We start from the raw sequence: 19,914 nt of genomic DNA on the forward strand, positions 1-19,914 counted from the left end.
GATTTGACCTGGGTAGCGTCTTGGAATTTTCATGCCGAATGCATCGAAGTAACTGCAACCCTGCAATACGCAATAAAGTGGGAAGTTTAGTTCTAGTTAAAAGTATCAGCGAATCAACGGGTTGCGCAGAGCGAAGGCTGTGGCACCTGCGTTGCTTAAATCAAGTTGCAGTTAAAGAACAACACAATGGTTATGAAAAACTTCAGTCAATTCATCATGGGTACTGTGCTGGGAATCGCGCTTCTGTCCGCCGGTTGTGCGGGTAGCCGCTCGGAACGCAGCACGGGAGAATCAATTGATGACCGTGCCACGGTCATGCGGGTGAAGAGCGCCCTTCACAACGACGCCATCTATAAGTATCCGGACGTCGAGGTGGCGAGTTTCAAAGGCAGCGTGCAACTCAGCGGCTTTGTTGACAACAACGAGCAGAAGAGCCGGGCCAGTGATCTCGCCAAGAATGTGGAAGGTGTGAAAGAACTTCGCAATAACATCACCGTCAAGCCTTGAGTTCTCGGGCTTACAGACCACAGCGCGCATGTCTTATATGATATGACGCGCTTTTTACTAAACTAATATCACCAAACTTGAAATTGAACCAATACGTGAAAACTAAACCATTATTCGTCGGAACAGTTTTAGCCTTAACCTTGACCTCATCTGCTTGGGCAGAGCATGAGGGTAATGTGCATGATGATGCTGATGGCCCTTATCATGCTCATGAAATGGTTTTCGAAGGTTTTGGTTCTGCGTCATTTGGTCGCGAGACCATAGACAACATCTCCGCAAACCGTATAAAGAATGATGCGCGTTTGGGGGCAGGCATCGGTATGAGCTATTTCTTCACCAAACACGTTGGTGTAGGTGGTGACGCCTTTGTGGAAAATACAGCCCACAGCTTTGTGGATAACGTTTCGGCCAGCGGCATATTCCGTCTGCCAATCGGGACCACCGGGTTGGCTCCCTATATTTATGGCGGCGGCGGTCATGAGTTCGATCTTACCAGGCAGTGGTTCGCACACTTTGGTGGTGGCCTGGAGTATCGCTTCAGTTCGGCGATCGGAATTTTCACAGATGCCCGGTATGTCCTCGTGGACAAGACGGCTAACTACGGCGTTGTAAGGCTTGGTTTTCGCACCACCTTTTAGCCGGACATAGAGAAAGGAATAATATGAAAAAGAAAGTATTGGCTATTACATTTGCGGCGGCAACGGTGTTTGCTGTGGGATGCAAGCCCAGCCCGCAACCAACTCCCAATGACAAACCGGTCAATCAGGGCGTTGATGCGACAGCCCGCCAGGTGGAGAAGGTCCAGAATGAAACGGCAGCTGCAGCGAAAGAAATCAATGAATATGCCTATGCCCAGAGGGCAGAATTCGCCGACAAGATGAAAGTGCAGCTGGCGGATATCAAAAAAGAGATGGATATGCTGGCTGCCCGTCTCGAGAACGCAAGTGAGCCCACTAAAACAGAGGGCAAAGCAAAATTGGAAGCGCTAAAGGTCAAAGTGGCTTCCCTGGACAAACAATTGGATGGCATCAAAGACGCCAGCGAATCGAGCTGGAACGACGTCAAATCAGGTTTCCAGAAAACCTATGACGATGTGAAGGATTCATTCCAACAGGCGCGCCAATGGTTGAGTGACAAGATCGCTCCCTAAAAAGATCGATCTGCTCATAACGCGCCGGGCGATTGCTACTCTGCCCGGCGCGTTTTAATTTGTTTGATCAATGGTGTTCCGAAGTCCCGGCTTCCCGGTTTCTGATGCTATAACGAGTTGTGTTTCCCGTTGTCAGATATCGCTGCAAATCAACCCATCGAAGCAGCCCTAAGTTTCTGACAGCTTGACTGCAGATCAAGAGGAAATGGATTGAGGCTGTCTCAAAAGGTTTCACAGGGAGGATGCTCTATGGTGGAATTTCTCTGGTTGGCCTATCTTTTCTGAAGCGAATTGCTTTCGCTCATCGGGCCGGGCGGATAATCTCGATTCTCCAACCTTATCTCCGTCAGAAGGCGGCGCTCAGCAACTCACTCCTGCATGTCGGATTTAATGAGTTGCTGCCGTTCCTATTAGTCAGTCTTTAATGAGGGGATTGATTATTTCCGGCCAAATCAAAATGGCAAGATGCAAAAAGAGAAGGCGACTGTGTAAGCCGCCTTCAAGTATGGTTTAATTTTATTGTTGGAAGTTTTGAAATATTAACCCACGCGACCGGGGTTAACATTGATCTTGGATACTTTTCCGTCGACACTGCTTACCCAGATTTCGCCGACTTTGAGATCGATCTTGGTGTCTTTTTTGGCTGCCCAGATCGAGATTTTCCAAATGGGGAAACCCTCTGTTCCCTGGGTTAGTGTCATATCCGTTCCCATTACTTTCAAATTTTCAAGGATGGGTTCCCGAAGCGCTATGTCCAAGGCCTTGTCAGAGTCAACTTTGAGTTGGGATGCGTCCATCTCGGCGTATTGCTCAGTGGTCAGGCCTAGTAATTGGACATTGCGCTTCACGCTGACCAGGTTGCCTGCCGTAAACTTGAGTTCCGTACCCGTAGCGAAACGCGATGTGGCGTTTTCCACCGGGGTCAGGCTTTCAAAATACACCACATACCAGGTCGTGGGAGTGGTGCTGCGGGAAGATTTATCCGAGCGGATTTGGACGATTTTGTCCCGTGATTGTTCGATCACGTACTTGTTGCCTTCTTTGGCTAAATCCAAGGCCGTGCGATCAAGGACCGAGGCTGTCAATAAGCCACAAGCCATGACGAGAGTCAGACCTAGAGTTGCGATTTTTGAGAACTGAAATGTAGTTTTCATATGAGATTACCAATCGCAGAATCTATGCCCGAAGTTTCGACCATAGGGAGGAGTTTTGTTTTTGTCTTTGTTTTAAAACAACTTTTATACTGATGACTGGCTGCATAATTACTTTTAAAACAGGACGATAGAAATAAAACCAGCAGTTCTGGAATGCTGGATAACTGTTCGAGAAGAGAGGGGATTAAGAGAAGACTGCTTCGTCATGTTTGCATTTTCTGACAGTCGATGTTTTGCAATGTGCAAGCTTTTGCGTGACATACGCACGTTCGTTGGAGGGCGCCATCAAGACGGTACACACTTTGCTGGTAATGTGCCATGCATGCCATCTGGAAAGGGACAATCAGTTTTGGTTTGGTGACGATACCCGTGTCTCTCTATTCTGCCGTCAAGCGTGAGGAATTGAAATTCCGGCTCCTGCGGAAATCTGATCTCAGTCCCGTAAACTACAAACGCGTAGCAGAAGCCGATGGTAAGGAGGTGGCTTGGGATCAGATAGTGAAGGGTTATGAGTACGAGAAAGACAAATTTGTCGTTCTGAAAGAGGAGGATTTCAAGCGCGTGGATATTGAAGCTACGCAAACTGTCGAGATCATCAATTTTGTGAGGATCAAAGATGTGGATCCATTGCTCTTCCATAAGCCATACTATATGGAGGTCGGCAAGGGCGGGGATAAGGCGTATTCACTGCTCCGTGCTGCTTTGGAGGAGAGCGGAAAGATTGCCATCAGCAAAGTGGTCATCAAGACTAGGGAGCATCTCGCTGCCATAAAACCGGAAGAGAATCGCTTGATGCTGGAGTTGATGCATTTCCCGGGTGAAATACTGTCGGCGGATGAATTCAAAGAACCTGTCGAGCGGAAGGCTGTTGCGAATGAGTTGAGCATGGCGCAAAAATTGATCGAAAGCATGTCAACCGTATGGAATCCTGGGGATTACAAGGATGATTATCGCGAGGCGTTGGAGAAAGTGATTGAGGGGAAACTGGAGCATGGCGGTGCTAACAAGCAGGCGCCGAAACGGAGGACAAAGCCTGCAAATGTGATCGATTTAGCTGCCGTATTGCAGCAAAGCATACAGGAGACTGCTGCCCGGGGCAAGGCGGGCAGAAAAAGGACTGCAAAATCACACAAAAAGGCCGCTTGATTGAAAGTATGCCATGTCTCTCAAGGAATACATAGGCAAGCGCGATTTCTCTGCGACGCCTGAGCCTGACATTGCAGAGTCAACGTCCTATCCGGGCAAGTTCCGCTTTGTGATTCAAAAGCATGCAGCAAGTCGGTTGCATTATGACTTCCGATTGGAACTGGGCGGTGCATTGAAATCTTGGGCTGTGCCGAAGGGGTTGCCCTACAAAAAAGGAGAGAAGCGCTTGGCCGTGCAGGTCGAGGATCACCCAGTCACTTACATCGATTTTGAAGGGGTCATTCCGAAAGGACAATACGGTGCAGGCACGGTGATGGTCTGGGACACAGGTATGTTTGAACCGTTAAGCCGTACGCCTTTAAAAGATCTGGCAAATGGCAAGTTGCACGTGGAACTGCATGGGAAAAAAGTTGAAGGTGAATGGTTCTTGGTCAGGTTGCGTGATAAAGGGCAATGGTTGCTTATCAAAGGTGGAGTAGGTATGAGGCCGCCGAGCAAGAAAGAGGAGAACAGATCAGTGATATCAGGATTGGGGATGGAAGAGTTGGGGAAAAGTGCAAAGGTGTGGAAATCCGGAGCAAGGAGAGAAACGGATCGTCGGGAGCAATCGACCGAGCATGTGGAGCCGAGGAAAAAAGAAACGGTGAAGCCGCATGCCATGAGCGCGTTCATTGAACCGATGAAAGCCCGGCTGGTTAGTGAGCCGCCTGAGGGAGATTGGCACTACGAGATCAAGTTTGATGGCTTTCGTGCGCTTGCATTTTGTCGCGGGAGAAAAGTTGAGCTTTATTCCCGGAATGAAAATGACCTGGGTAGAAAGTTCCCCGAGGTCGTAAAGGCTTTGCGACAGATTTGTTTCGACGACGCGATTTTGGACGGAGAGATCGTGGCTTTGGACAAGAAAGGCAAATCATCATTTCAGCTGTTACAGGCTTATGAAATGGGTTCCGGACGTCCGCCGCTGGCATACTATGTTTTTGATGTGCTACGGTTTGATGGTGAGCAGCTTTTGAGGCTGACGCTGGAAGAGCGTCGTGCAAGGCTTGAATCACTGAAATTGACCGAACCGATCCGTATTTCGCCTTCATTGGGCGATGATGGTGACGGACTTTTGAAGCAAGCGAGAAAACTGGGGGTCGAAGGCTTGATTGGAAAGCGATCCGGCTCCTTCTACGAAAGCGGACGCCGAAGCGGAGCCTGGATCAAACTTAAGCTGCAGCAGGAGCAAGAGTTTGTTGTCGGAGGTTTTACTGAGCCTGCTGGCAGCCGCAAGTATTTTGGGGCTCTTTTGCTGGGCATCCAAGATCAGCGAGGGTTGGCGTTTGTTGGGAAGGTAGGGACAGGCTTTGATGGAAGGCTTTTGCGGCATTTGTACAAGTGTTTCTGTGAATTGGACAGCGACAAGTGCCCATTCCATAATTTGCCTGAAAAAAACCGTCAACATTATGGGAAAGGTATCACCATTTCCCAGATGAAGCTCTGCCATTGGCTAAAACCTGAGATAGTTTGCCAGGTGAGGTTCTCAGAATGGACTCGCGATGGCAGCTTGCGGCAACCGGTATTTCTCGGGCTGCGAGAGGACAAAGAAGCCAAAGATGTCGTTCGTGAAAAGGTGACTGCATGAGTGCGAAAACACAACTCACCATTGAAGGAACCCGGGTAAAAGTCGGCAATCTTGAGAAGATATTTTATCCTTCAACGGGTTTCACCAAAGGAGATGTGATTGACTACTATGTGCAGATCTCTCCTTATCTGCTGCCGCATTTGAAGGACCGTCCCATCACTCTCAAGCGTTATCCGGATGGTGTGAATGGGTTTTTCTTTTATGAAAAGAAGTGCCCGCCACACCGGCCGGAATGGGTTAAGACAGCCAAGGTCCCCCGCTCAAAAGGGGGAGAGATCAATTATTGTGTAATGAACGATTTGCCTGCGCTGGTCTGGGCGGCGAATCTGGCGGATCTGGAGTTGCATACGTTCTTGCATAAAGCGCCAGCCATTCATAAGCCGACTGCCTTGGCCTTCGATCTCGATCCGGGACCACCAGCAGATGTCATTGAGTGCTGCCGGGTCGCACTCTGGTTAAAAGGATTGTTCGATGAGTTGGGAATGAAGTGTTTTCCAAAGACATCCGGATCCAAAGGGCTACAAGTTTATGTGCCGCTAAATTTGGCAGTGACATATGGGCAAACCAAATCATTCGCACACGCGGTGGCGCTGGCATTGGAGAGGCAATTTCCAGATTTGGTCGTGTCGAAGATGCAAAAATCCTTGAGAAGAGGAAGGGTATTGGTGGATTGGAGCCAGAACGATGACCACAAAACTACGATCTGTGCCTACTCGCTACGTGCTAAAGACCATCCTACCGTGTCTACTCCGGTCACTTGGGACGAAGTCGGGAGCGCTCTGAGGAAAAACAAAGCCGCTCTGCTGGTTTTTGAGAGCCAGGATGTTCTAAAGCGAGCAGTCAAATTAGGGGATGTATTTGAGCCGGTTTTGAAACTGAAGCAGAGGCTGCCAGCATTGAAGACACTGGCAACCATTTGATCTTGCTATCAGTTGAAGATGACTTCCACCTGGTGGTTTCTCCCATCATCGATCAGGCGGATCATTGCATCAGCTTGGGTGCCCCCATTCATGATCACTGTTTGCTGTCCGTTCCAATTGTTCGAGCGATTGATGAGGTCGATGTGATACACCGTGTTTCGATATCGATAATGGATACGGTAAGATTTCCATGATGACGGCACGCGTGGGGTGAGGTGGAGCTTGTCGATCTCCAAATTCACTCCGAGCAATGTCTCAGTGATCAGGCGATACATCCAGCCGGCTGAACCGGTATACCAAGTCCAGCCTCCGCGCCCGGTATGGGGAGGCACGCTATAAACATCAGCTGCAACGACATAAGGCTCGACCTTATAACGGGCAGCTTTTTCCGATGTGTCTGTGTGCAGAACAGGATTGATGAGAGAGAAGAGTTCCCATGCGCGGTCGATATCGCCGGCTTGGGCAAAGGCCATAACAGTCCAGATGGCCGCATGGGTGTACTGCCCGCCGTTTTCACGCACTCCAGGCACATAGCCCTTTATGTAACCTGGTTCGAGGTGTGATTTGTCGAAGGGTGGATCGAACAACTGGATCAGTTTGGCTTCACGGCGTACCAAGCGATGCTGTACAGCTTCGAGGGCTGTCCGGCAACGCTCAGGATCTCCGGCCTGAGAGAGCACAGCCCAGCTTTGAGGAAGGGCATCGATCTGACACTCTGGATTCAGAGCAGAACCGAGCGGTTCACCGTCATCAAAATAGGCGCGCCGATACCATTGCCCATCCCATGCATTGCTTTCGATATTGGCCTGCAGTCTCTTCGCTTGCTCATCGCATTCCTTTTCGAACGCCAAATCACTTTTCAGGCGGGCGAGGGGGGCGAAATGCTTCAGTACATCGTATAGGAAAAATGCCAGCCATACGCTTTCACCCTTGCCGTGCTCACCGATCATGTTCATGCCATCATTCCAATCCCCGCAACCTATCAGAGGAAGGCCATGATCGCCGTATCTGAACCCGTTGCGTACAGCGCGAACTGCGTGTTCGTATAGGCTGGCGCTTTCAGAAGAGCGGTTGGGTGTGTCATAGTAGGCTTCTTCCTCGGGCTTCAATGGGCGGCCCTCAATAAATGGGACTTGCACGTCCATCACGCCGGTGTCGCCGGTCGTTTCGACATAGCGGGAAAGCGCGTATGGCAGCCAGAGGTAGTCGTCTGAGAAATGGGTGCGTACTCCGCGATTATGGGGTGGATGCCACCAGTGTTGTACATCTCCTTCTCGAAATTGATGAGCGGCTGCCCGAAGTAATTGTTCTCTAAGAAGTCGCGGTTCGGCATGGACGAGTGCCATGGCGTCCTGAAGCTGGTCGCGAAAACCAAAGGCACCTCCGGATTGGTAAAGGCCGGTGCGTGCCCACAAACGGCAGGAAAGGACCTGGTAGAGCAGCCAGCCGTTTGCCAGCACGTTCAGAGAAGGTTCCGGAGTTTCGAAATAGACCGTACCCAAAGTGCGGTTCCAATAGTCCCAGACGCCTTCCAGAGCGTGTTGGCCAGATTCAGACTTTTGAAATGTTTCGGCGAGCTGTCTGGCTTGCTGGGTGTTTTCTGCACAGCCGAGGGTGAAGTAAACTTCACGCTCCTGTCCTGGGGCGAGATGAACCAGAATCTGCAACGCGCCGCAGGGATCGAGCGCCAAGCCGGATTTGCCTCCCAAGCGCACACGTTCAAGTGCCGCAGGAGAAGAAAGCCCCCGGTTGCGGCCCAGGAATTCAATGCGGTCAGCAGTGAAAGAGCGGACAGGTTCGCTGCAGGTTACAAACGCGGCCCGGTCCGGAAAATCCAGATTGTAAGGATTGCGGGCAAAAAGCGTGTTTGCCTGCACATCAAACTCGGTGGCTATATGCATCGCGTTCCTATGACGGAATTCACCCATTACCCATTCCCAGTATCCATAAGCGGAGAGGGTGCGGGATTGAGCCGAGTGATTGCGCAGCTTGAGCCGGGCCAGCTTGACAGGTCTGTCTGTGGCCACATAAACCCAAAGTTCGGACGAGATGCCTTCTTCTTGATGTTCAAATACGCTGTAGCCGAAGCCATGCCTTGTCACATATGGAGTTTTTCCACTGGCCGGAAGCGGTGTGGGCGACCAGTAGTTGCCAGTGGCTTCGTCCCGGATGAAGAAAGCCTCGCCATTCGTGTCGGCGACAGGGTCGTTGGACCATGGAGTGAGGCGTAGTTCATGGCAGTTCTCGCTCCAAGTGTAAGCCCCGCCGCTTTCTGTGATCAATGTGCCAAAGCCAGCGTTGCTAAGCACATTGCTCCATGGTGCCGGAGTCATCTGGCCGGGACGGAGGGTGATGACATATTCCCGTCCGTCGGGAGTGAATCCACCCAGCCCATTGAAAAAGATGAGTTCCCGCTGTGGCAGGTTCACGGGCAGATAACTCAATGCCCGGGTCTTATTCGTCAACAGGGGAGGAAGAGGGACGGGGCGAATTTGGTGATCAAGCTGTTTGGCAAGCGTTCCGCGTTCGTCTGATAGAACAACCCGTGCAGAGGTTTCCAGCAGCACCAGATCTTCAGATGAAAGCTGATCGAGGCGCCGGGTGAATATGCCGCCTGGTTTCTCAAACAGTTGTGCTGCATTGCTGGAGGCTACGAACGTCAGAATTTGATCGTGAAGAGATTGGCGATAAACAGAATCGTCCTGATTCAAGATGACCAAGTCTGCCAACAGGCCTTTCATGCGCCAATAGGCGTGGGCTTGGACGACTTCACGGATGAGATCCAAGCGCTCAGCATGGCGGCTCTTTACTACGATGATGGGGAGATCGCCTGAGATGCCAAAGCTCCAGAGGTTGCGCTGGCCTTTGCGATTGCTGGAGATGACTGCAGCCGGAGCGCGATGAGTGCCTTGGCTGTAGAGCAGCGCACCGGCGAGACGTCCGTAAAGCTGGGCATTGGTCTCGGTGGCGTTCAGGTGTCGCAGTACGACCAGGCCGTGCGTCCAGGCCAGTTCAAAGCAACGGTCAGCTATGGTCTGGTCTTGATACTTTTCCATCAGCTTATCCAGGCTCTCACGGTCGGCTGCGACGCCCGAAACAAAGGTGAAATGCACCGACTCCTGGCGGGCCAGGCGGACCGCACGCCGGATGGAAATGATGGGGTCAAGCACTGAACCTTCGCTGTTCGCCAATGAGGCTGTGCTGTGCATGGCGAGCGGGGCAGAGGTGTCGCGACCCCGTCCCAAGAAGAGTGAGCGGTCCGTCTCGTAGGATGTTGTGCCGGATTCATTCCCATCGTGCAGCAAGAGATGAAACATCACAGGCAACTGCTCCCCTGATTTGCGGGCGCGTCTTGTGCAGATGATTGCATTACGTTCCGGAATGATCTGTGTCTGGATGAAGAGATTGCTGAAGGCCGGATGGGCAAGATCAGCAGCCATGGTGTTCAAGACGACTTCTGCATAAGTTGTCAGCTCTATCTCACGCGAGGTGCGGGACCGGTTCGTCAAGGTGACGCGTCTCACCTCGACATCATCTTCTGGAGACACACTGATTTCCGTGTGGCTTTCAATATCGTTGACGAGGGAGCGGAACTCGGCCCGTCCCTGGCTGAAGATGGCTTCATAGCTGGAGTTTGCCGCAAAGGTCGGTTGATGTGCGGCAGACCAATACTGTCCGTTTTCCCTATCACGGAGATAGAAGAACGTGCCCCAACAATCCCTTGTGACATCATCGCGCCACCGGGTGAGCGCGGTGCCATTCCAGTGGCTGTAGCCGCCCCCGGAGTTCGTGACGACTACATGGTAGCGATTGTTGGACAGCAGGTGTACTTCGGGGGGGCCTGAGTTCGGATCGCGAAAGACCCGCAATGTGACTTCCTTCTGGTTTGGATTCTCGCGCGATGTGCTGGCTTCCAGTTCGTGCGGATAGAGCACGGACGATTCCTTGGGCACGCGCTCATGCAGGAGCAATTCCGATGATTTGAAGAGCGGGTTCGCATTGAAGCGACGTTGCATCGGTCGATCGTGCAACGTGTAGGCCAAGGCCAGCAGACTCATGCCGTGATGGTGAGCCATGAACGACTGGATGATCGAGTAATCCTGGCCGCGAGGCACGCGCGAAGGCGTGAAATCGAGGGCTTCATAGAAACCGTAGGCGCCTTCGGCGCCCATCTCGCGCAGGCGGTCAAGATTGTTGCATGCCTCTTCCGGCGTGATCATGAGTGACATGAGTGTCGCATAGGGGGCGATGACAACATCTTCCGCAAGGCCTCGTTTGAAGCCAAGGCCGGGGACGCCAAAGGCGCGGTACTGATAGTTGGCCAATGTGTCGCGAAGGTTGTAGCCGGATTCCGAAACGCCCCAAGGCACACCCCTTTGTTTTCCATACTCGATTTGCCGAAGCACAGCAGACCGGCAGGAGAGATCGATCAGGGTGTTTTCGTATGAAGGCATGACAAGCATGGGCATGAGATACTCGAACATGGACCCGCTCCAGGAAATGAGCGCAGGATGGCCTTCTGTCATGGTCAGAAGACGCCCCAAGGTGAACCAATGCCTCTGAGGTAGCTGCCCCAGCGAGATGGCGGCATAGCTGGCCAAACGCGCTTCTGAGGCCAGCAGATCATAGCAGCTCGCGTCCAATCGATGGTCATGGACATTATACCCGATGGAGAAGAGTTCACGCGCGTGATCATACAACATTGTGAAATCCATCCGGGCGAAGGAATCGCATTCCTCAGCCAGTTTTTCGAGGGCAAGCAAACGTTCGCCTGCCTGTTGAGCGCCCAGAACCAGAAGTTTTCTAAACTCGGTCAACAAGGTATGGGCTTCTGGAGATCGTTGCTGTGCAACCGGTAGGTAATTGTCAATCACTGACAATCTCACGGGGGTTTCATTGATGAGCGTGCGCAGGCTTTGGGGAGCAATCGAGTCGTGCCATATTTTCTCAAGTTGGCCCCAATCCCCCCTTGAGAACAGATTGTGCAGAGGTTCTTCCAAGACGAGCCATGGATAATGTGAATCAACACAGTTACGCTGAGCCTGGAGCATGCGCTCAATGGCGGTCTGCCACCAGGCAAATTCAGGATCGGTTTGGGTTTCAGGCAGATCGGCAAGGGCGGCAAAAGAACCGGCCAATGATGCCAGGTGTGAGCGGAACTGGCTGGGGAATTGTGACTGTGGTTTGAGATGGTCACCCCATGTTTTCATGCGACTGATGATTTGCTGGCTGGCAGGCTGGCGGTTCTGCTGCCGCTGGGTGGCATAGTCCATCCACGCCTGGTAGGTATCTTGCAAGCCATGCGCGGCAGGTTTGCTGCTCCATGGCTCTTCAACCGCTTCCAACAGGCCGGAGTGCAAGGTGAGGAGCAGGCCCATGAAGTTGCCATTGTCCACTGTGGAAAGGTAGAGCGGGGGCAAGGGAGCCAGCGAACGGGTGTCGTACCAATTGTAAAAATGACCTTCATAACGTTCCAGCTTACGCAGAGTGTTCAGTGTTTCACGCAGGCGGCGGGCGAGTTCATCCAGGGTCAAATATCCAAAGTCATATGCGGAAAGTGTGCAAAGCATAGCCAGCCCGATATTGGTAGGTGAAGTGCGGGTGGCTAATACGAGCTTCGGATATTCTTGAAGATTGTCGGGAGGAAGCCAGTTGTCTTCCGGGCCGACAAAAGTCTCGAAGAACCGCCAGGTCTTTCGTGACAGCACATGGAGAGACTGGATCTGTCTGTAAGTGAGCCTGTGTGTATCCTCTGCCAATGGTTGGCTGATCCACCATGCGACGGCAGGGGCGAACGCCCACAAGAGCAAGAATGGAAGCACGCCAGACCAACCACTGAAACCTAAGGCTGCAAGGAGAACCCCGATGACAATGGCTAAAGTGGGGGCATGCCACATCGTGAGGAAGAAGTTGCCCAACCCGCCATCACGCTGATCTTCAGTATCGCTGCTGGTCTGCCATTCCAGAAGTTTTTTGTGGGTCAAGAGCAGGCGGACGATTGTGCGGATCACGGCATCCAGGCTGATGCAGGCATCATATGGCAGAAAGCTCACTGCAAGAAATGCCTGGCCCGCATGTCTCACGGCGTTAATGCGAGCGCTCTTCAGGTGGATGAGTACAGGCATCTCTTTCGGTTTTCTGACCAGGTCAGAGACGACAGCCAGTACCGACGGGAAGGCGATCATGCCCACCATGATCAGGCTCCATGTGAGTGCGTGGGCAGGAAAGAGCAACCAGCCGAGGGCAAAAGATATCACCATGGCAGGCGGCACCAGACTGCGGCGCAGGTTGTCAAATATCTTCCAACGTGAAAGATCGCTTAAGGGATTCTTCACGCGCCTGACATCCAATCCGGGAAGGCGGGGCAGCAACCAGGTGGCGATCTGCCAGTCTCCCCGGATCCAGCGGTGACGCCGTTTAGTGTCCGTGCTGTAGCGGCTGGGGTAGTCTTCGAAGAGTTGCACGTCCGTGACGAGTGCGGAACGGGCATAACTGCCTTCGAGCAAGTCGTGACTAAGAATCCGGTTTTCAGGGAACTTGCCTGACACCGCCAATTCAAAGGCATCCACATCATAGATGCCTTTGCCGATGAATGAGCCTTCCTTGAATACATCCTGATAAACATCAGAAACAGTGCGTGTGTAAGGGTCAAGGCCCGGGTCCCCGGAAAACAGTTTGACGAAGTGTGATTTCCCAGAGCTTGGAAGGCTAACTGCGACACGGGGCTGGAGGATGCTGTAACCATCCACCACGATTCCGCTTGAGGAATCGTAGCGGGGCCTGTTCAGGGGATGAGCCATGGTGGCGGCAAGCTGTTGGGCGGCGTCGCGCGGAAGCTGGGTGTCGGTATCCAGCGTGATGACGTACTGGATGCGGGGCAATTGCGATAGGTCGCCTGAGATATGGGAAAAGCACTTGGAGCTGCCTCCACGCAGACAACGGTTCAAGTCCGCCAGTTTGCCGCGTTTACGCTCATAACCCATCCAGACCTGATCCTGTTCATTCCAAAGACGTGGACGGTGGAAGAGGAAGAAGATGCAAGGCCGGTCGTGCCGGTACTTTTTGTTTAGCGCATGAACTCCTTTCATCGCACGATGGACGAGTTCGTCATCAGATGGCATGAATTCCTGGGGGGCATCGCGGAAATCGGTCAGCAGGGAGAAAAAAATGTGCGGGTCACGGTTGGCCAGGTAATGCACTTCGAGGGTTTCCAGAAGCCTGTCGATACCGTCAACGCTCGTGAGCATGGTGGGCACGGTGACCATGGTGGCGTGTTCTGCCGAGAGGCCTTTTGAAAAATCGAGCTTGGGCAACTGTTTGGGAGCGACGAACAGATGACTTAGCCAGTTCACGATCGAGATGCCGAGCTGACTGGCACAGAGCATCAGTAGAACCCCCAGGCCAAACAAGGTGGAAAGGCGGGAGCAGGCTGCGGCAGCGGCCCATTGCAGAATGCCAAGGGTGATGGCGAACGAGAGCACCAGGATGCCGCCGGCATAGAAGAGGAGGGGGTGGTGTTTACCGAATTTCCGAATCTGCGCCATCGGCGAGGGTTTATATTCGCAAATCTCCTCCATCTGATCGAGTCCGTTGCCAATCAGATAATGGCCTACATGCATCAACCGTGCATCCGTCTCGCCATCATGCTGGCGTGACAGATTGATGGCGGCATTGGCGACTTCCAGTTCAGTTTTTCCGCTGCCTTTGGCGATGCGCTCCACCGTGTGGCGATAGGTGTCGCGGGTGGCGAAATCCATGCTTGGGTAGACTTGTGCCGGATCGCCCCGCAGGGCGCTTTCTACAACGCTTTGAGTTTCGACGAACTCGCGCCAATCCATGGAATCCAAAAAACGGAGGCTGCCGATGCTGTTGCCAACGGAGATCTGATTGGCGGCCTGTGACCTGCTCTCGGCGAGGACCAGTTCCTCAATGGCAACATGCTGCTCAGCTAGCCGTTCCTCCATCCAACTGACGGCGACTTTCAAGCGGGGGGATTTCTCCTGGGCGCGGCGCCAGAATTCCGCGACGAATGGCTGTGATAACTTAGGAATTGCCTGAGCCATCCGTCCCACGATGATAATCATTCTGGAAGGATCGGTTTCGGCCGTTTTCAACATCTCTTCGGCCCACTCATCAGCTGCGTCACGTTCCTTGCGCGCCCCGGAGAGCAGAGCGGCCACGCGGCGCAGGTTTTCAATGAGCGCCAGGCGCAGCATGATGGGGAAGGCCCATAGTTCACCCAGTTTCAGGGCAGACACTTCCTGATAGGCAGCTACAAAAGCGCTCAGATGCACCGCATCGATCCGGCCATCGACGTGGGAGATGAGCTCCAAGGCGAGTTCATACACTCTGGGATATTGGGCGGATGAGCCGTCTTTCAGATGAGGAAGCTCACGGCTGAAACTGCGGGGCAAATGACGTCTGGCAGTGCGGATTTGTTCTTCGATCAGATGAAAATTATCGAGCAGCCATTCCCCTGCCGGAGTGATACGGCGGGTCTTCTCGGCGCGGAGAGTGGCTTCGTTGTAGTCTCGCAACAGTTTTTCATTTGAGGCCAGCCGCGGAAGGAGGAGGTTGGGGCCTTTGCCGGGAGCGGGTCTATGCTTTTGTGCCAGGTGGCGGGCATGGCGCTGAAGGACTTCCACACTGTAAAGATCCTTGCGAAATGGGTGCCCGTCGGATTCTGAACAGAGCAGCGAATCCATCTCGTCCATTGCGAACCCGGGATTGAGCAGTGTATTCATAGGTTCATTTCACATTCCTGTGGGTTCATCGCCTTACTTCTTCGCAGGGTGTGTGCCAGCAATCGCAACCCGCTCGTTCCCCTTCATTTACACAAGTTGTGTCAGCATGTGATGGCAGCTATCCTGCAAATTGCATCGAAGCAGCCGGAGAGAGAACCTTTTTGCATGCCGGGGCAGGGTATCAGATGACATTCAAGCTGCGACGGGTGACCAGCACGCTGGCTTCATTGTAGTGCCGAAAAGCGGCCTGCCACCAACTGTGCAAATGGGCTGCGGGTGTGCTCCACAGGCGGCGATGGGACGTCAGTATGCATTCGGCATCCCATAAGATTGCGCGTTTTTCGCGTGGTCCCAAAGAATGCGGGCCATCCAGAAGAAGCCGCTCACCGAGTGTGTTGATGTATTCGCGATGTTTCGGGCTGACTTGACGGCGTTGCCGGAGCAAGGAGACATGGATGGAGTTGATGTACGGGTCGAGCAATACCTGCATCAATCCGTAATCTTGGGCGTAATCTTTGGCCTGGAAGAACGGCGGGGCAGGAACGATGAAGGGGGACTCCACTTCTCGCAGATCCTCCGGTGTCGATATTTCTTCGGCAGTGAGAAACCAGCCGTTTTTGCGGGCTCTTTCGCCCCGCTGAGCGCAGGCGGTGTAACGTGTGAAAAATATCGAGAATACTGGGCCGATGAAGACCAAAGACATCCAGCTCAGATAGCCGGGGTTTATCCATGCTATGATTGCGGCCCAAAGGAGTATCATGCAGATCATACTGCCAAAAGCAGCGAGACCATCACTCCATGACGGGATTTCATCGTCATTTCGTTTTTGCGCTCCCCAGGTGACCATGGAGCCGAGGAACGCTGCGCAAACAAAGCGCGTGTAAAAAAACATCAGTATTGGTGCCAAAAGGAATGAGAACAGGGTTTCGCCCAAGACGCTGCCGATAATCTTCAGTTTGCTGCTGCTGACGGGGATTTGGTTTTTGGATAGATAAAAGTTTGTGGCGAGTACCTTGGGCAGGAAAAGGAGCACGAGCACATATCCAAGGAGTGCTCCGCCGCAGCAATTAGATATCGGTTCACTGGAGCTGGGAGTAGTATCGGAAGCCAAGGCAAGCATCGTATTCAGCAGGAGGAAAAGAAACCAAAGCAACGCATTGGTGTACGACATTATGCCGTTAATGATGTGAATGCGGTTTTGCGGTTTGATGCCCGGTTCATGCAGCAACCAGATATGTTGAAGATTGCCAAAGCACCAGCGCTGTGCCCGCTTGAGGTCCAGTAATAAATGGGGTGGGTTCTCTTCATAGCTGCCTTCCAGATCGTAGGCGAACCATACGGTGTAACCCGAACGTCGCATCAAGGCCGCTTCCACGGTATCATGGCTGAGGATGCGGCGTCCCAGCGGACTGCTGGCATCCAGTTCTGGAATGGCGCAGTGCTTCATGAAGGGGCGCAGGCGTATGATGGCGTTGTGACCCCAGAAATTGCCGCTGCCGAGTTGCCAGAAGTTGGCTCCAGCTTTGAATGACGGACCATAAACATCGATCGCAAACTGGATGATGCGCTGGTATAGCGTTTTCCCAAGGACGGCTTTGGAGTCTGTCTGGATTATGCCCACCCGGGGGTTTTGTTCCATCAGGTTAACCAGTCGTACGAGGGCCGTGCCGGTAATGATGCTGTCTGCATCCAGCACGATCATGTAGCGGAAGAGAGAACCCCAGCGACGGCAAAAATCTGCTATGTTCCCACTTTTATTGTGCAGGGCGATCCGGCGCTTACGGTAGAAGATACGTCCAAATCCCTCAGTCTGCTTGCAGAGTTCCAGCCAGGCTTTCTCTTCAGCGATCCAGTTGTTCGGATTGTTTGAGTCGCTCAGAATGAAGAAATCGAATGCATCGCCTGCGCCCGTTTTCTGAAGGGATTCGTACATCACCTTGATGCCTTGGAACACGCGGCTGGGATCTTCGTTGAAGATGGGGATGACAATGGCTGTGGAGGCAAGTTTATCTTTGAAGATGCCGGGTGGCAGCGTGTTATTGATGCGTGCGTGATCGCCGCCCCGTCTCAGCAGTATGTGACCTGTCACGGCCATGGTAAACCCATATGCGAGTTGGCTCAGAAGGACGATGAAGAGCAGGAACACCAGGGCGGCTGTCAGTTTGAAACTTTGATTGATGGTCCAATAGGCCATGGGCAGCGTACCCAAGATCATAAGCACGGAGCAGACACCCCAAAAGATGATCTGGCGGTTGCGGATCATTGACGGTGTTGCTTGCGATATGGTGAACATACGATTTATCCCATGAAGATGAGAAAGAAAGCGGTGAGGAATGCTGCGATCGCAAATACGGTGAGAAATGACAAACCGCGTTTCCAGCTTTCCGGTAGTTCGATCTCCACAAGCGGGCTGTCATCCAGGGGACGGGGCACCATGCTGGAGAATTGCAGATCAGGCCCGGCTTGAACCCGGCACTGACGCAGGGCGCGTTCGTAATCTGCAGGCACATCTTCTGAAAGAAATACTGACGGGTGTTTCTCCATCGCATCTGTGATGAACAAGGAGAGGCGGCCTTGATGTGAGAATTTATCCTCTGCCTGGAGAACATCTTCGAACCAGGTGTCCATCCCGCTGTACGTCTCCTCCATCGCCAAGGTGGTTAGATTGAGCTCTGGATTGAGACGGTGCTTCTCAGAGGCGGTACGAAGCAAGCGCAGGATGAGCTGGCTTTGATGGATCTTGTTGTAGAGATGCAAAGAACGGAAATAATCTTCGAGCCGGTAATAGGCGGCATTCCATTCTGCTTCAGCACCTGTCTTGGGGAAAAACAGACTCTGATCACGTTCAAGAGGAGCAGTGGGAGCCAACTTTTCTGCAACAGATACAATGTGTTCGAGGTCATCCGCAGCCGGTTCGGTCTCAATTGGCATCAATGAGCTCATGGCTTTAAACCGTTTGTGAGATTGGCATCCCAAGTCTATGCGCTCTTTCTGCTGTTGAGCAGTGAGACAATGAAAAAGACCAGGAAAATGACGAACAGAACTTTGGCAATGGATGCTGCAATGCCTGCGACAATGCCGATTCCCAAGACGGCAGCAATTAAAGCTAGCAGTAGAAAGATGACAGTCCAGTTCAACATACTTCATTGATAAGCTAATAACGGACCGGAGGTTGATGATGATTCAATAACCGCTAAGTGGCACGGCCTGAAGCTCTTCGGCGTGTGTGGTGTCAGAAGAAGCAGGAACCAGTGACATGCAGAATCATGCAGTGCAGTGCAATCGGCACAGTTTTTTTCTAATCGTGGTGTTGGATTCATGGTGTATTTCTTATTGTGATAGGTGCTCGCGCTTTGTTTTCAGGGGTATATCTGCAAGAAGAGGCATGGTGATGATCTGTGGCACTGGCAGTGCTAATACCATTCTGAGGCACGTAAACATGCGGATGCAATGATCACACAGATACGATATTTCGTAAGGTTGTTGAAAGAAGCGGCCAAGTCATGGTCTGGGCATGATGCAAGCCGTTTGGGGGCAGCATTGGCGTTTTATACCATCTTTGCCATCGCTCCTTTGTTTATCATCGTGTTGGCTATCGCGGGCATGTGGTTTGGAGAAGAGGCGGCGAGAAAGCAATTGTTTGATCAATTGAACGCTCTTGTTGGAGAGAAAGGGGGGGAGGCCATTCAGGCGGTTGTGGCGGCGGCGGACAAACCGGCTGCAGGTGTTTTGGCATCTGTGGCGGCCGTAGGTACATTGTTCGTTGGTGCGACGGGAGTTTTCGTCGAGTTGCAGTCGGCCTTGAACACAGTTTGGAATGTAAAACGGGAGACAGGCAGAGGGGTGGTCCATTTCATTAAGGACCGATTGATGTCCTTTGCCATGATTTTGGCGATCGGCTTTTTGCTGCTGGTTTCATTGGTCGTAAGTGCAGGCTTATCAGCATTGGGCAGTCTCATGAGCGGCTATTTGCCAGCGGAAGAGATCATCTGGAAAACGATCAATTTTCTTATCTCCTTAGGAGTCATCACTGTGTTGTTCGCGATGATCTTCAAAGTGCTCCCTGATATTAAGATCTCCTGGAGAAATGTTTGGGGAGGGGCGTTGCTTACGGCGTTTCTGTTCAATTTGGGCAAGTCGCTACTGAGCATTTATCTGGGGAGAGGTAGTTTCTCCTCGGCTTATGGTGCGGCGGGATCGCTCGTGATCATCCTGGTGTGGGTCTACTATTCGGCCCAGATACTCTTCTTCGGGGCGGAGTTCACACGTCTGGCGGATCAGGAATCGCGCATTCGCGAGGCGAAGGCAAACAGGGAAAAGCAGCCGGACAGCAAAGGACATGCGGAATCAAAGGGAAAAATGGTGTGGGTTCATCGAGTGCGGCAATGGTTTAACGAGAGGTTTTCCGAGAAGGCGCGCAAAGTCTTGGTGGGCATCGTCGGTTCCGTGGTCATTCTTGCCGGGGTGATGATGATCTTTTTTCCGGGGCCGGCCTTCGTGGTGATCCCAGCGGGGTTCGCCATCATGGCGATCGAGTTCGAATGGGCCAGAAAATATTATGACAAGGCAAGAGACGGATTGCGGAAGGCGAAGGAATGGGTGCGGTCCAGAACCAAGAAGGGAAAGAAAATCAGAAGCGCTGCTGCGAGCCATCGTTGAGCGGTGGCTC

12 protein-coding genes are annotated in these 19,914 nt (G+C 52.6%); 7 read left to right on the forward strand and 5 right to left on the reverse strand.

The window, feature by feature from the left end:
* Window positions 1-192: 192 nt before the first annotated feature.
* The 3 genes from VGH19_12440 to VGH19_12450 all read left to right on the forward strand — a co-directional run bounded on the left by VGH19_12440 (window position 193) and on the right by VGH19_12450 (window position 1,657).
* Window positions 193-507, forward strand: a complete 315-nt coding sequence (locus VGH19_12440; GenBank protein HEY1172173.1) for a BON domain-containing protein — start codon at window positions 193-195, stop codon at window positions 505-507.
* A 95-nt stretch (window positions 508-602) separates the two neighbouring features.
* On the forward strand, window positions 603-1,145 hold the full coding sequence (locus VGH19_12445) for a hypothetical protein (GenBank protein ID HEY1172174.1): 543 nt from the start codon (window positions 603-605) through the stop codon (window positions 1,143-1,145).
* A 23-nt stretch (window positions 1,146-1,168) separates the two neighbouring features.
* A complete protein-coding gene (locus VGH19_12450) occupies window positions 1,169-1,657 on the forward strand; it encodes a hypothetical protein (GenBank protein ID HEY1172175.1) in 489 nt (162 codons plus the stop codon).
* Between the two features lie 539 nt (window positions 1,658-2,196).
* Here VGH19_12450 and VGH19_12455 read toward each other — a convergent pair.
* Entirely contained in the window at window positions 2,197-2,811 is a 615-nt protein-coding gene (locus VGH19_12455; protein HEY1172176.1) for a hypothetical protein, read from the reverse strand.
* A gap of 318 nt (window positions 2,812-3,129) precedes the next feature.
* Here VGH19_12455 and VGH19_12460 point away from each other — a divergent pair, with 318 nt between their 5' ends.
* Genes VGH19_12460 through ligD (VGH19_12470) form a run of 3 tightly spaced genes read left to right on the forward strand, consistent with a single transcriptional unit; the run spans window position 3,130 to window position 6,501 of the window.
* Window positions 3,130-3,957 carry a Ku protein gene (locus VGH19_12460; protein ID HEY1172177.1) on the forward strand — a complete coding sequence of 276 codons (828 nt, stop codon included), beginning with the start codon at window positions 3,130-3,132 and terminating at the stop codon, window positions 3,955-3,957.
* 13 nt (window positions 3,958-3,970) lie between these two features.
* On the forward strand, window positions 3,971-5,581 hold the full coding sequence (ligD, locus tag VGH19_12465; GenBank protein HEY1172178.1) for a non-homologous end-joining DNA ligase: 1,611 nt from the start codon (window positions 3,971-3,973) through the stop codon (window positions 5,579-5,581).
* Window positions 5,578-6,501: a non-homologous end-joining DNA ligase gene (gene ligD / locus VGH19_12470; protein HEY1172179.1), complete on the forward strand. Its 924-nt coding sequence runs from the start codon at window positions 5,578-5,580 to the stop codon at window positions 6,499-6,501. The genes ligD (VGH19_12465) and ligD (VGH19_12470) overlap by 4 nt, the downstream gene beginning before the upstream one ends.
* An 8-nt stretch (window positions 6,502-6,509) precedes the next feature.
* On the opposite strand, the gene VGH19_12475 is transcribed toward ligD (VGH19_12470), so the two are convergent.
* The 4 genes from VGH19_12475 to VGH19_12490 all read right to left on the reverse strand — a co-directional run bounded on the left by VGH19_12475 (window position 6,510) and on the right by VGH19_12490 (window position 18,385).
* Entirely contained in the window at window positions 6,510-15,245 is an 8,736-nt protein-coding gene (locus tag VGH19_12475) for a glucoamylase family protein (GenBank protein ID HEY1172180.1), read from the reverse strand.
* A 181-nt stretch (window positions 15,246-15,426) separates the two neighbouring features.
* A complete protein-coding gene (gene mdoH, locus VGH19_12480; protein ID HEY1172181.1) occupies window positions 15,427-17,538 on the reverse strand; it encodes a glucans biosynthesis glucosyltransferase MdoH in 2,112 nt (703 codons plus the stop codon).
* Between the two features lie 5 nt (window positions 17,539-17,543).
* Window positions 17,544-18,188 (reverse strand): hypothetical protein, encoded by a 645-nt coding sequence (locus VGH19_12485; protein ID HEY1172182.1) that lies wholly within the window; start codon window positions 18,186-18,188, stop codon window positions 17,544-17,546.
* Between the two features lie 35 nt (window positions 18,189-18,223).
* On the reverse strand, window positions 18,224-18,385 hold the full coding sequence (locus VGH19_12490; GenBank protein HEY1172183.1) for a DUF1328 domain-containing protein: 162 nt from the start codon (window positions 18,383-18,385) through the stop codon (window positions 18,224-18,226).
* Between the two features lie 343 nt (window positions 18,386-18,728).
* Between VGH19_12490 and VGH19_12495 the strand changes: the two genes are divergently transcribed.
* Complete coding sequence (locus tag VGH19_12495) at window positions 18,729-19,904, forward strand: YhjD/YihY/BrkB family envelope integrity protein (GenBank protein ID HEY1172184.1); 1,176 nt, start codon at window positions 18,729-18,731, stop codon at window positions 19,902-19,904.
* Window positions 19,905-19,914: the final 10 nt, after the last annotated feature.

Source organism: Verrucomicrobiia bacterium (assembly GCA_036405135.1).
Lineage (GTDB): Bacteria > Verrucomicrobiota > Verrucomicrobiia > Limisphaerales > JAEYXS01 > JAEYXS01.